This window comes from Streptomyces sp. NPDC006335, assembly GCF_040612795.1.
In the GTDB taxonomy this organism is placed as follows: Bacteria; Actinomycetota; Actinomycetes; order Streptomycetales; family Streptomycetaceae; genus Streptomyces.
This window is the reverse complement of the sequence record NZ_JBEXQX010000032.1, coordinates 1-12,546: the sequence shown is the minus strand read 5'-3', so window position 1 is coordinate 12,546 and position 12,546 is coordinate 1. Positions and strand designations below refer to the sequence as shown.

Sequence of the window (12,546 nt, the reverse complement as noted above, 5' to 3'; positions counted from 1 at the left end):
TACGGCTCAGGGGCTGAGCGCTTCGCGAAGGGTGGCATGGCAGTCGATGAGGGCGTCGAGGCCGACGATCTGGATGGTGCGTATGACGGAACTGGTGGGTGCGGCCAGGCGTATCCAGCCACCGGCGTCGGTGGCGCTCTGGTGGGCGGCGATGAGGAGGTTGATGCCGGTGGAGTCCATGAAGGTGACTTGGCGCATGTCGATTACGAGGCGTGGCGGCGGCGTGGCGGGGACGTCCAGTGCCTCGCGCAGCGTTTCGCATGTGTCGTAGTCGATCTCACCGGCGACAGTGAGGATGCGGATGCCCTCGCTGGAGGTGTCCACGATCGACAGCTGGTCTGGCTGCGGAGCTTGTTCGGTGTCCGGCATCTCGTCCCCAGTCATGCCGGTGATCCTGGCACACCAGCACTTTCACCTGCAGTGCCGCCCCTGGACAGGGTGGGTAATGCCTTGATGTCGAAGGCGTAAAGAGCGTGCTGGGGGTACGCGTGGGGTGTGAACGGGGGAGAGAGGGACCGCGATGCCATCAGTTCCCGTGAGTGAGAACGGCCCGGCGCCGGGGGAGCAGGCCATACAGACCACGGTGGCTCTGGAAGGCGACGGTAGGTGCATCGCCCGCGCCCGCCATCTCGCCGCCGGCTTCCTCACCCGTGTGCAGGCCGAGCACGGCCTGCCAGTCTCGCAGCGTGCCATGGACCTCACCCAGCTGGTGGTCAGCGAACTGGTCACCAACGCCCTCAAGTACGCGCCGGGACCAGTCCTGCTGGACCTGCGGATCGCCAGGGACGCCGTCGAAGTGATGGTGTGGGACAGCGATCCCGTACTGCCGGTGGCGAGGGCCGCCGACGTAGGACGCGTAGGCCAGCACGGCCTGGAGATCGTGATGGCCGTCGCCCAGGGCTTCGAAGCCCAGCGCGAGCCGGTCGGCAAGCGCATCACCGCCCGCATCGCCCTCCTGGACGACCCAGGCGGCGCCATCGCCGGACGGCGGCCCCTGTAGAAGCGCGGGCCCGCCCCCGGTCAGACAGGCCGTGAGGCGGCCTGGCGGGCCAGCGCCGCGTGCAGTTCTCCGAGAAGGACATCCGGCAGCGCCGCGCCCTGACCGTGGTTGAGGACCTGTTCAGCGACCTGGGTGAGTTTGATGTTGGTGTGCTGGGAGACCTCCCGCAGCACCGTGAAGCCATCGCCCGGCGGTATCTGTCCCAGGACGGTCAGGACACCGATGGCCTGATCGACGACGGCGTGCGAGGCGAGGGCCTGCCGCAGCTGCCGGTTCTCCGCCCGCAACCGTTCCCGCTCTTCCATCAGCTCATCCGCCGACACCGATGCGGACTGAGGACGGGGAGGGACGGACGAGGCCAAGGCAATCACCAGGAAAGACAGCGGACAGGGGCACGCTCACACGCCTGCCCGGGTTTCCTGTCAGCATCCATCCGATTCCAACGCGTCACTAGGCGGCCAGTCCCTCTGGTCGTAGCGTTCGGAGGCCAGCCGCGGGAACTTGCTTCCCCCGGCTCACTGGGACGGGGCGCCACCTGCTGACAGAACCGGGTTCTGCCGCCTGGATACACTGCCCAGTCGGGAGGATCTTTTCCTCTGCCCGTGCCGGGACGGTTGGCAGGCGGCTTGATGTGAAGGAGTCCGAGCGTGGATGTCCCACATGCGGTGGGCGGGACCGCCCCGGTAGAGCCCGGGAGGGCCGCGTTGGAGGTGAGCCCGTTGCCCGGTGGTCGTTCTGGGATACGTGCCCGCGGTGAGATCAGCGTCCTCACCCGCCCGTCCTGGGAGCAGGCCCTGTCCGAACTGGCCCGGCGGCACGCGGGCGTTTCGTACGTGGAGCTGTCGGATGTGGCGTTCGTCGACGTGGCCGGGGTGACCGCGCTGGCCATCACCGCCATGAACCTGCCCGACGGGAGGGTTGTGGTCGAGAATCCCCCGCCGCAGCTGCCGCGGGTGTTGGAGATGTTCTGGCCGGGCCTGGACCGGATCGAGGTGGCTTCGTGATGAGCACGGTGACCACCCGCGAGGCGTTCGTGCACCCCGCCCTCTTCTACCGCACCGAGCAGGAGTACACGCAGCAGACGGTGGCCTTCCTGCGCGAGGGCCTGACCAACGGCGAGCCGATGGCCGTGGCGGTGCCCGGCCCCAACCTGGAGCTGATCAAGACAGGTCTGGGCGAAGATGCCGAGGGCATCCTGTTCCTGGACATGACCGACGCTGGCCGCAACCCGGGGCGGATCATCCCCAAGGTGCTGCGCGGATTCGCCGACGCCCACCCCCAGGGGCGTGTGCGGATCATCGGCGAGCCGATCTGGGCAGGACGCAGCGCGGTGGAGTACCCGGCGTGCGCGCAGCACGAGGCGCTGATCAACGCGGCGTTCGAGGGCCGGGCGGTGACGATCCTGTGCCCCTACGACGAGGCGCGACTTGATGCCCAGGTCGTCGCCGATGCGAAGGTCACCCACCCGACCCTCATCAACGGGGATGGACAAGCGTCGGCCAGCGCCACCTACGACTGGCAGGCGGTCGTCGACCGGTACAACCAGCCGCTGACGCCCGCACCGGACGCCGCGGTCTTCCCCTACGGCGGAGAGGACCTTCCAGCGGCCCGCCAGTTCGCTCTCACCCAGGCGACGCAGCTGGGCCTGACAGGGGAACGGCTGATGGATGTCGAGCTGGCGGTCGCCGAGCTGACCACCAACAGCGTGGTCCACGGCGGCGGCCGCGGGACCCTCGCGGTCTGGGTCGAGCAGGGGCAACTGGTGTGCGAAGTCCGCGATGCGGGTCGGCTGACCGATCCACTGGCAGGTCGCCGCCCGCCCAAGCACGGCCAACTCGGAGGCCGGGGCCTGATGCTCGTCCACTACGTGGCCGACCTGGTCCGGCTGCACACCGGCGACGACGGCACGACCGTGCGCTTCTACCTCAGCTTGTGACAACGCGCGGACGGCCACCTGCCCGGGTGGCCGCCCGCCCCGTTCGTGACACGAACCTTGCATGTCTGCCAGCCCCGGTCCTGACCTCCGAGGGCACCGAGCTGCGGGAACGGCTGCCGAAGGTCCTGGCCAAGGAACCCCTGTTCGCCGCCCTGACGCAGGACGAGCAGGACACACTGGAGGATCCGCTCAAGCGGGCCCTCCCCTGCGCTGAAATCCTTCAGGCCTGGCGGCGTCGCTGAGTTGAGGCCGCCCCCTCCACCGCGGACGAGCCTCGACACGGACAACGGACACGTCGCCCAGCCCGCCCTGAGCTGCGGCGACGGGGTCAGCGGGGGCTCCGGCGGCATCCAGGTCACGCGCTATCCCTTCCACCGCGACCCTGCGACCGGAACCCGCACAGCGGAAGGCGAAGCCGGATGCCCTGTGACGCCGTTCCTGCCAGCACCTCACTGCTCGCCGGCGAGGGACATGCGGCCGTGATCGGCATGCGCTCGCGATAGCGATGGGACGGGTGCCCGGCGGCGCTCTGCCGCCCCTTCTACGGGCGGGTGCTGACGTGGCGAACGTTGGGCCCCCAATTGGCCTTCACCGACTCCATGCACCACTGGCACAGCGGGCTGCCGCCGGTGCCGTAACGATGGGTCTTGCGCTGGCAGCCGGTGCAGGGGCCGGCCTTGTCGCCGGGGCAGATCAGCGCGGACGGGTCGGGCTCCGTGATCGGGGGCGGGGCTGTGGTCATCGGGTGCGCCTTCTGTTCCGGGCGACGGACATCCGTCACCTGCATCGCAGGATACGACCCGGTTAGCACGAAGGTTCGAGCGATGCTCCGGGGTGCCGTGTCGCCCGCAGAGCGTGGTCGCGCCCCCGACCACAGCCCCGACCACGGCCCGGGGCGAGCCCGGATTGCCCCGTCCATGGCTGGTCACAGGCTTGCCCCGGCGTGTCGGGGGCTTGCCCGGTTGAGAGGGCAAGCCCTCGGTCACAGGCTTGCCCAGGACGCCGGTGGCCGCGCGTTCCGCACGTGAGGACGGCCGCATACGGTGGTGCGGTGACCCCGCCCTCCAACTCCGGCTCCAACTCCGTCTCGACGCCGGCCGCGGTGCCGGTCCGTCTCGTGCTGCCCGCCGACCCCCTGCTCGGTACCCCCGGCCAGGAAGTCGTCGCGCGGCTGTGGAAGCGGCAGCAGACCTCCACGGGCTGGCTCTACCAGGTCGGGCTGCCCGCCTACCGCAACAGCGAGGACGGCGGTGTCGAGGTGACGGAGTACCGGGTGTGGGTGCGCGCCCCCGAGCATGTGCGGCCGGTCGACGGTGTCGACTACGACCAGGTCGACACCGAACGCCTGGAGAGGACACCGCAGTCGACGGCGCGCGAGGTCCTCGGAGCGCGCCGCCCGTCGGGATGGGTGCTGCAGAAACTGCGCGGCGAGCGTGGCCCGGCCCGCTCCGTCCTGCACACACCGGACTGCGAGGAAGCCCCGGCCGGCGCGCCCGTCCTGGACCTGGACCAGGCCCTGGACGCGGCGGAACACCCCGGCACCCGGCTGTGCGTGCTGTGCGGCTGCGCTCAGGAACTGTCGCCCGTCCTCCAAGGCTTCGACCACCTCGGCTCCGACGGCTCCGACGGCTGATCAGAGTTGCTTCCTTGGTGGGCCCCACCGTTGCCTGGACAGGTGCACCCACCGTTGCACCGAAAGCTGCACCGAGGGTTGCCCCCCACCTATTCCAGCGGGCCGCGTTTCACCAGGTCACCCGGCCGGGCAAGCCCTTCCCGTACACCGACACCTCTTCCTGCGCGACAGCCGCAGGAAGAGGACCCCCTCCCAACGGGCGGTGGGCAGCAGCGGCTTCCGCGTACTTGCGCGCGCCCGGGCCACCGCCGCGGGTTACGTGTCCCGGCTCAGGTCCCAGGGGATTCTGCTGCCGGGGTCCTGGACGGGGCGCCACACGGGCGCTGAAGGGCCGTCCTGAAGCAGGTCGGTCAACGGGGCCACGAGGACGGGGGCCTCGCGCAGGAAGGCGTACAGGGCCAGCTCTCGGGTGGCCGCGCGCAGGGCGCTGATCCGGTTCTCGATGCCGACGGGGCCGGTACCGTCCAGGACGAACAGCAGCCGCGGGAACAGCGGGTAGCGCTGCCGCCACCCCTCCACCCGCGGCTCCTGCATGGTGGGCCGGCGCCCCGGAAGCGTGGGGATGTAGCTGTGGAGGCGGGCGTACGAGGCGAGTTTGGCGGCGAGGCGTTCGGGGCCCATGGTGGCCCGGTCGACTTCCACGAACGCCCGCAGCATCGACCCGTCGCTGGAAGGGCCGTGCCGGTAGTACAGGAGCGCGTCGGGGATGACCGCGTGCCCGTTGCCGATCGAGTGGTGGACCTCGGTCATCCAGTCCAGCGGCCGGCACACATCGCCGCGGCGGCGGGCGTCTTGCAGGAAGGCAAGCCCCGTCTCCGTCACGGTGAGCCCGTGCCCGACGGCCAGCCGCACCGCGGTCGGATCGGACGCCGTCCTGGAGGGCCGCCGCTCACGCAACTCGGGCCACTCGCACGCGACCTTGACCCCGTACGCGGTGGGGAACCACACCCGCCTGCGCCCGGCCTGCGGCAGCGTGATCCGCTCGATGAGTCCTTCCTCCCGCAGCCGGGCCAGCCGCCGCCGCGTCTGCTCAATCCGCACCCCCGGCGCGATCACCCAGTGCATCTGCTCCGTCGTCGCCATCCGGTACTGCACCAGCACCGCCAACGCCAACCGATCCCCACCACCCGCGTCCACTCCGATCACCACGAACCCCGCTCCCCTTCCGGTACGGCGCCGGCCTGCCCGCGCCGCGCATACCGGAAAGGTCAGCGGCCACCCCCGACCAGAAGGCCGACCACGAGGGCCCGACCACGGTCACGAAGTGACAACACCTCCGCCGACCAGGCCCACATCCCCTCCGACAACCCGACCGACAAGCCTCCGCCCCCACCCGCACGCCCGCCCACAAACCCGCAGGCCAAGAAGCTGGTTGGGCCGTGGTCGCCAGGCCGACATCCCCCTCTGCACACCCCCACACCCCCTAGACGAGAAGAACAGGAGAAAGGGAAGGGCGGGGACGGGGCGGCGCGCCTCGGGGGATCGGGGCGCCGTCCTCGCTGCTTGCGCGTCGGCGGGGCCTCCGCGCCTGGCGCCGGGCAAGCCGGCGCCACAAGGAGGACGCCCAGGACTGGGCCTGACGAGCTGACACCCAGGTCTCGCAGCCAGGCATTGCCAACACTCCGGGCGGCCTTCTGACCGTCCACCGGGCGTGCGGCCTGCGCAGGGCCCGGACGACCGCTGCTGGTCGCTGCGGGCCCCGCTGGGCTCCACAGGAGAGCCCAACTGTGGAAGGGTGAAGGGCGCCCCCGGCATCACGCCAGGGCGTCCTTGGCCCTTCCTACTGGCCGATCAGAGCCTGCGCTCTCGGGCGGCTACCACGACGCGGGTCGCGGGTAAGGCTGGTCAGCAGGTCGATGGTGAACTTGAGCAGCCCAGCCAGCGGACTGGCCTCGTGTGAGGGCTTGGCTTCACCGGATTCCCCGGCCTGCTGGGGCGGCCGGGGCGGCTGGACCTGCTCGTCCGTGGGCTGCTGGTCCTCCGTCTGCTGGGCAGGAGGGGGGTCGGTGACGGCCATGGGCTGCGCCGAGTAGCGGCTCGCCGCCCGGGAGCAGGCGAAGCCCGGGTGGGACCGACTGGAGAGGGGCTGGGTCAACTCCGAGCAGATGACACACCTCTTCGAAGAACGAAATGTCCTCCACCAGCGGGGCTCCGCTGGGGAGGGGGCGGCGGCTGGCGGACGCGGTCAAAAGCCGCTGGGCGTCACCGTGCCCATGCCGAGCGGCTTCGGCGACGAAGAACCACGCATTGTCTGTCCACTCCTTACCGGAACGGAGCGCGACCACAGCGAGCCGGAACAACGCGCCTGGATGGCCGGCGGCGGCCGCCGATCCCAGCAAGTCGGCGGCTGCGGACAGCTCATTACGCTCCAGAGCCCTGGAGCCGAGCCGGTACAACGAGTTCGCTCCCTGGCGCGCCTCGACATCCAGCTCGTACAGGTCGCTCAAGGGGCCGAAGTCTCCGTCGGGACGATCCCAGACGTCAGGGGGCCCGACGAGCTTGTCCATGAGTGTCAGCAGCTCGGCCGGTACCGCCGGTGTCGGGCGGCCGCCGCTGCCCTCAGTGAAGCGGCGCACAACCCTCACCTGTCCTTCTTCGCACGTCGTGTCTTCTTGTGCCCATCCCGAATGAATTGGCTCAGCTCGCTGCGCAACTCGCTGACCGCTGCGTACCGGTCCCGGTGGATCCGGTCCGCGGCTATGCCCAGAGCCGCGGAGATCTGCGCGTCGTCCAGCCCCTGGCTCTGCAGATGCACGACCGTGCGGCGCCTGCTGAGCGGCATAGCTTCGATCGCGGGCCGGACCAGCTCCGTCAATGGATCCACGTCCTCATTCCGCGAGTCGGACGCCGCGATAAGTACGGTGTCATCCACCGAATCGGTCCGCTTCTGGGCGCGCAGCGTGTCGAGTGCCAGATTCCATGAGGTCGTGCGCAGGTAGGCCCCGATTTTCACGCCGGGCCCCAGCTGTGCGGCAGCAACCTTCCGTGCCACCCTCATGAACGCCTCCTGGGCGACGTCCTCGCAGGCCTGCTCCGAGAGCTTGCCGTTCCACATGCTGCGCAAGAACTGCGTCTCCTGCGCCATGAACGTCTCGTAGTAGTCCACCAGCCTCTGGCCCAGGTCCACCTTCACCGCAGGCTCGGAAGACTCCGCGGCAGCTTCCCCCGCTACCACAGGCGGAATCCCCTCGCGGGCAGCGAAGACGAACCCGCGCCGCCGGCTCCGCCGTCTTCGAGAACGACCAGCGTGACCGACATACGGGCGGTGGTTTTGACGCTGACCTTTACGCGGACCACACGAGTGTCGGGCAGGAAGGCCTTCCCGTGGTGGGGCTTACGGGGGCAGCCTTCGCGCTCCGCCGTCCCGGTACCGCGTTGTGACCGGTCCCAGTACACCTGCACCATGACGGCCGCTGCCTGCGCGGTGGCCGTTGCAGCCGAAACAAATCCGGCCCAGTCCAAGGACGACGTCATGTGAGTTGGTCTCCGTCGGGTGTCAGTGGCGCGTAGGTGGCGCCTTTCACCTACTCGACGATCGACCCCACGTCATTCTCCCCCCGAGAACGGAAACCTCCGAAACTGCCCGCACAGAGATCGGATTTGATCAACGTGTACCGACCGGGTGCGGCCACCTGCTTGTTGCGGTATCAGGCTTCCAGTCCGTTGCAGCCACATACGGGTTCGGGCATTGGGGGTGTCTTCCATGACCGCACGGTAGAGGCGCCATGGCTGCGGACACCGCAGTCGTGGCGTGGTGCTCCCCCGGATGGACGCCGCCGCGGCCGTACGGTCGGTGCAGTCACAGGTCACCAGTGCACGCGGAGCAAACAGCGTGACCTGGGTGAGGATGCCGCACGTCCTCCACGCTACCCGCTCGTTGACCAGCCATGAAGACGATGTACGACACGGCCCCCCGGCCGGCACCGAAGGCGCAGGGTGCCATCCCGACAACAGTCCGCTTCGACCCAGCCGAGGCACGGGAGATCGACCAATGGATCGTGGATCTGTGGGAACAGACCGGCATCCGCTGGGACAAGGCCGAGGTGATGCGGGAGCTGCTTCGCATGGCACGCACGCCCGACAGCATCCTGTGCGACGCTCTGGTCGCCCGCGCCAAAAGGGTCAGGAAGCTTTGAGTGTTACCGCGAAGTGGGCGACTCAGCCGTGCTCTGACGGGCAGCCAAAGCACCCTCCAGGCTGGGCCGTTGCCGTACCAGTTCTGCCCACTCCTCGTCTGTCGTGTCGGCCCGGATCAGTGCGGCCTCGTACATCGCGAACTCGCTGAACTCCATGACCGTCCAACGACGGGGTGCAGAAACAGGCACTTGCCAGCCCGTCAGCGGTCCGAGTCCGCGATCGCGGACTCGGACCGCCTTTCAACGCGGCGCGAAGGCGTCGACCGCCAGAGTGCCGTTGTCGTTCAGACGGACCTGGTCGGCGAGTTGGGCGAGAAGCTGCTCCGGTGTGAGGCCGGTGCGGGCGACGATGGCCCGTAGCCGGCGGCTTACATCGGCGGGCAGCCACACGTACGCCTGCAGCTCGTCACGCGCGTCGCGCTGCTCCTTCTGCCACGCGACCTGACGGGCGAGAGCACCATCGCGCACGGCCTCGCGCTCTCGCGCCCACTCGCTGCCCAATACGTCCTGCTCCGGGGCGTAGACCGGCCAGCTCTCCTGCTCCATCAGCGCGGCGACGCGCCGCCACTCCGTGTGCCGGGCCGCCCACACCGCCGCGAGCCGCTCCGGGTCCTCCCTCAGCCCGTCCAGCTCAGACACGGGCGCGGGCGCGCGCAGTTGCTCCCGCGTCTCCTGCTCACGCCGTGCGGCTTCCGCGACCTTCGCCGCGACCTGCCCCCGGTCCAGTCCCTCGCCCTGGCGCCGCACCGTGGCCCGAGCCACATCCTCAGCCGCCCACATCACGCCTCACCCTCCATGGCCCACTCCACACCGAGTTCGGCCAGCTCGCTGCACCGCTCCGCACTCATCTTGCCGATCCGGCGCCGCGCATTGTCCAGAAAAGCGCCGATCTTGTGCGGCACCCCGTCCACGACCTCCACGGCCTTGCGCGGCACCCGTACATGCCCCTCGCGGGCGTGGAACTGGCGCACCGCCGCCATGTTGGCCACCCACCGCTCATCCTGCGACCGCCGCACCGGCATCACCGGCACACCCTCGCTCTCGGGATCGACCCCGAGCGACTCCAGCAGGTACTGCTGCGCGGGCACGAGCCGGTCCCACCCGGCCACCTGCCCGGCAACCCACACGGCGAGGTCTTCGCCCTGGACGACGACGTCTCCCGGCCTATCGGGCAGCACGCCCCCGGCCTTCACGTGTGCGAGCAGGAGCCGGTAGCAGCGCTGCCAGGCGATCTCCCACCCCTCCGGGGCCCACCCGGGATCGATCTCGTTCAACGCCTCCATACGGCTCTCAGACAGCTCCCCGGCATACGAGACGCCCTCTTCCCCGTTCGCACGGCGTACGGCGTTCTCACGCGTCCTCTTGGCCGCCGTTCGCTGGTTTTTCAGCCAGGCCCCCAGAGCGAACCCGTCCCCACCCCACACGACGGAGGCACTGGGCAGGAGGTGACCGTGCACCCGGGCGTAGTCGCGGGCGACGGCGAGGCCGGCCTCCCACGCGGACGCGTGCACCGACCACACCATGCCCAGGTTCTCCAGCTCGGTGACGCGCTTGGCCTCCAGCGTCCCGGCCGCGTAGTACCGGCGCTGGTCCGCCAGCCACACCCCCAGCGGATGTTTCCCCAGAGCTCCCCAGTCCTCAGGCGTCTCGTACGTGAACGGCACCCGCAGCTCGCTGCTGCCGGTCTCCCGCAGCCACCGGGTGGCCGCCTCTATGCCACGCCGCCAGTACGCGCCCTCGGGATCGATGACCCGCAGCCGCACGAACTGGGTCAGCGCGGCCGGATCGCGTTCCTCGCTGAACCGCAGCACCCCCGCCGCCGCAGCCCCCACCGGCGGCACCAGATCCTGCTCCTGGCCGTCATCGTCCAGGACGTCGACACCGTCCTCGCCGCCGTGGTCGTCGGGCGGCCGACGGCTGTTGCGCAGACGGGGATCAGCGAGGGCTTCGATGGTGTCCGCGTCGTGTGCCCGCAGGGCTCCCAAGATCTTTGACAACACGTCATACGCGTTGGATGTCAGCAGTTCATTGGGGTCTTCGTCCGGTCCGAGGAATACCGGAACGATCAGCGTGGCCAGTTTTCCCTGCCCGGGATGCAGCCGAAGTGCCCGGCCGACCATCTGCACGATATCGACCATCGAGCCGCGCGCATCCGTGAAAAGAACTGCGTCACACTCTGCAGTATCGACACCTTCACCCAAAACGCGAACCGACGAAAGCACCCGCAATTCCGCTCGCACATCCCGGCCCTCATATCCGGGGCCTCCGAGGAAATCAGAGGCAAACTCATCGAGCACCTGGCGGCGATGCGCGGGGGCGTGCTCACCGTAGAGCCAGTCCGCCCACACCTGATCAGCAGGCGGGTACATGTCCGGGTCGTCCTCAGCGAGCCGGCCCGCCGTGACCGGAACCGCGGCCGCCATCGCTTCGGCCTCGCCCACCCGGCTGTGGAACGACAACACCCGACGAAACCGCTCCGTCACGGCCGCACGCATCAGCCCGGCCTGCACCGCAGCCAACCGCGCCCCACGCACCGCATCCGAGCCGGAGTCCTCACTCGTCATCGCGGCATACAACTCCGGGTCACGGATATCCAGACACAGCACCTGATACGGCGCAACAATCCCCCGACCCACCGCCGCCGACAACGTCAGCTTGTACGCCACCGGCCCGAACACCGGCGACCCGTCCTCCATCGACGCCACCAACCGCGGCCGCTCACCCTCCGCCTCCCGCACCCGCGGCGTCGCCGTCATGTACAACCGCCGCTCCGCAGGCAACTGCGCCTGGTCGTGCACGGCAGCCCAGGGCTTCATGCCGTCGCCACTGGTTCTGTGGGCCTCATCAACGACCATCAGGCTCCAAACCCCCAGGCCCGCCGCGTGAGCTCGCTGGAGGATCCGCAGGCCCACCGACGCGTAGGTCGCGAAGACCGTCACGGTCTCCAACCCCTCCACCCACGACACCAGCTCGTCCGGGTCGGTCGTGCACGGCAGACCCTGGCTCTCCTCCGCCCGCAACGAACAGACCCCGATCATCGCCCCCGACCGGCCCGCCCGACGCCAGGCGCCGGCCATCTGCGTCAGCAGATCCAACGTCGGCACCACCACCAACACCCGACGCGCGGAAAGGCGACGCGCGGACTCCGCGCCAATGAGGCTTTTCCCGGAGCCGGTTGCAGCGATAACCTGCGTCCGCAGGCCCTCGGGCGGCATATGGCCACCCGGCGGCGTACCGAGAATGCGGACGACATTATCGACAGCCTCAGCCTGATGCGGCCTCAATTCCATGCCAGTCACAAGGCCCCACATTCTCCAGTGTATTCAGGAAATCCAGTCTCAGCCTAGATTTCATCCGGTTTCCAAAATGACGCCCCTTCACGCTGACCTTCCCAGCGAAGAGGTACTCTGCCATCATCCCAGATTCAAGCCGCTAACGAGAGTGACGCACAAGACTTTTTCGGAAGTGACCGAAAGTGGTCAGGGGTGGCCGGACCTTGATGGGGTCGGAGTTGACGGGACATCAAACTCGCGTCAGGCGGAAGCCGCTGACGCACCGCCACGACCCCTCCCTGCCGCCGCTGCTTTCCTGACGCGCCCGGAGGATGCGCCAGGTCCCGTACTGGCCTGCGGAGCAGGCCGGTACGGGGCAGGGCCCGGCCGGAGGCCGGGCCCCCGGATCACGGAGTGATCCGGTAGGCGGGAACGGAGTTCCCGCCGTTATTCCGGCGAAGCCGGAATCCGCCGCGTAGCGGCGGCGCGTCGTGTCTGCGGAGCAGACCGCGCGGTTAGGAAGAGCACACGTATGAACTACAGTGAGACCATGACTTATTTTGTATGGG

15 protein-coding genes are annotated in these 12,546 nt (G+C 69.2%); 6 read left to right on the top strand and 9 right to left on the bottom strand.

The annotated features are described in order from the left end of the window. Positions 1-6: 6 nt before the first annotated feature. On the bottom strand, positions 7-384 hold the full coding sequence (locus ABZ098_RS43350; protein WP_356600306.1) for an STAS domain-containing protein: 378 nt from the start codon (positions 382-384) through the stop codon (positions 7-9). A 136-nt stretch (positions 385-520) separates the two neighbouring features. Between ABZ098_RS43350 and ABZ098_RS43345 the strand changes: the two genes are divergently transcribed. Further along, the gene (locus ABZ098_RS43345) at positions 521-1,000 is read left to right on the top strand and encodes an ATP-binding protein (RefSeq protein ID WP_356600304.1); all 480 of its coding nucleotides are present in this window, start codon (positions 521-523) and stop codon (positions 998-1,000) included. 20 nt (positions 1,001-1,020) lie between these two features. Here the strand turns inward: ABZ098_RS43345 and ABZ098_RS43340 are convergent, their stop codons facing one another. Then, on the bottom strand, positions 1,021-1,305 hold the full coding sequence (locus ABZ098_RS43340) for an ANTAR domain-containing protein (RefSeq protein ID WP_356600302.1): 285 nt from the start codon (positions 1,303-1,305) through the stop codon (positions 1,021-1,023). Between the two features lie 342 nt (positions 1,306-1,647). On the opposite strand from ABZ098_RS43340, the gene ABZ098_RS43335 reads away from it, so the two are divergent. From ABZ098_RS43335 to ABZ098_RS43325, 3 genes are read left to right on the top strand one after another with little or no spacing between them, the layout of a single operon-like run. Further along, positions 1,648-2,004 (top strand): STAS domain-containing protein, encoded by a 357-nt coding sequence (locus tag ABZ098_RS43335; protein ID WP_356600300.1) that lies wholly within the window; start codon positions 1,648-1,650, stop codon positions 2,002-2,004. After that, entirely contained in the window at positions 2,004-2,936 is a 933-nt protein-coding gene (locus ABZ098_RS43330) for an anti-sigma factor RsbA family regulatory protein (protein ID WP_356600298.1), read from the top strand. The genes ABZ098_RS43335 and ABZ098_RS43330 overlap by 1 nt, the downstream gene beginning before the upstream one ends. A gap of 26 nt (positions 2,937-2,962) precedes the next feature. Next, positions 2,963-3,178, top strand: coding sequence for a hypothetical protein (locus ABZ098_RS43325; protein WP_356600296.1), 216 nt, complete (start codon positions 2,963-2,965; stop codon positions 3,176-3,178). A gap of 299 nt (positions 3,179-3,477) precedes the next feature. Here the strand turns inward: ABZ098_RS43325 and ABZ098_RS43320 are convergent, their stop codons facing one another. Further along, entirely contained in the window at positions 3,478-3,678 is a 201-nt protein-coding gene (locus ABZ098_RS43320; RefSeq protein ID WP_356600295.1) for a hypothetical protein, read from the bottom strand. Positions 3,679-4,038: 360 nt separating this feature from the next. Here ABZ098_RS43320 and ABZ098_RS43315 point away from each other — a divergent pair, with 360 nt between their 5' ends. Further along, positions 4,039-4,569 (top strand): DUF6233 domain-containing protein, encoded by a 531-nt coding sequence (locus ABZ098_RS43315; RefSeq protein ID WP_356600409.1) that lies wholly within the window; start codon positions 4,039-4,041, stop codon positions 4,567-4,569. Positions 4,570-4,824: 255 nt separating this feature from the next. Here the strand turns inward: ABZ098_RS43315 and ABZ098_RS43310 are convergent, their stop codons facing one another. From ABZ098_RS43310 to ABZ098_RS43295, 4 genes are all read right to left on the bottom strand, one after another. Further along, positions 4,825-5,718: a replication-relaxation family protein gene (locus tag ABZ098_RS43310; RefSeq protein ID WP_356600293.1), complete on the bottom strand. Its 894-nt coding sequence runs from the start codon at positions 5,716-5,718 to the stop codon at positions 4,825-4,827. A 631-nt stretch (positions 5,719-6,349) separates the two neighbouring features. Beyond that, a complete protein-coding gene (locus tag ABZ098_RS43305) occupies positions 6,350-6,664 on the bottom strand; it encodes a hypothetical protein (protein ID WP_356600291.1) in 315 nt (104 codons plus the stop codon). Between the two features lie 486 nt (positions 6,665-7,150). Next, the gene (locus ABZ098_RS43300; protein ID WP_356600289.1) at positions 7,151-7,702 is read right to left on the bottom strand and encodes a sigma-70 family RNA polymerase sigma factor; all 552 of its coding nucleotides are present in this window, start codon (positions 7,700-7,702) and stop codon (positions 7,151-7,153) included. A gap of 35 nt (positions 7,703-7,737) precedes the next feature. Further along, the gene (locus tag ABZ098_RS43295) at positions 7,738-8,043 is read right to left on the bottom strand and encodes a hypothetical protein (RefSeq protein WP_356600287.1); all 306 of its coding nucleotides are present in this window, start codon (positions 8,041-8,043) and stop codon (positions 7,738-7,740) included. Positions 8,044-8,465: 422 nt separating this feature from the next. On the opposite strand from ABZ098_RS43295, the gene ABZ098_RS43290 reads away from it, so the two are divergent. Further along, the gene (locus tag ABZ098_RS43290; RefSeq protein WP_356600285.1) at positions 8,466-8,705 is read left to right on the top strand and encodes a hypothetical protein; all 240 of its coding nucleotides are present in this window, start codon (positions 8,466-8,468) and stop codon (positions 8,703-8,705) included. Between the two features lie 240 nt (positions 8,706-8,945). Here the strand turns inward: ABZ098_RS43290 and ABZ098_RS43285 are convergent, their stop codons facing one another. Both ABZ098_RS43285 and ABZ098_RS43280 read right to left on the bottom strand, forming a co-directional pair. Then, positions 8,946-9,485, bottom strand: a complete 540-nt coding sequence (locus tag ABZ098_RS43285; RefSeq protein WP_356600407.1) for a hypothetical protein — start codon at positions 9,483-9,485, stop codon at positions 8,946-8,948. Further along, the gene (locus tag ABZ098_RS43280) at positions 9,485-11,995 is read right to left on the bottom strand and encodes a Helicase associated domain protein (protein ID WP_356600405.1); all 2,511 of its coding nucleotides are present in this window, start codon (positions 11,993-11,995) and stop codon (positions 9,485-9,487) included. The genes ABZ098_RS43285 and ABZ098_RS43280 overlap by 1 nt, the downstream gene beginning before the upstream one ends. Positions 11,996-12,546: the final 551 nt, after the last annotated feature.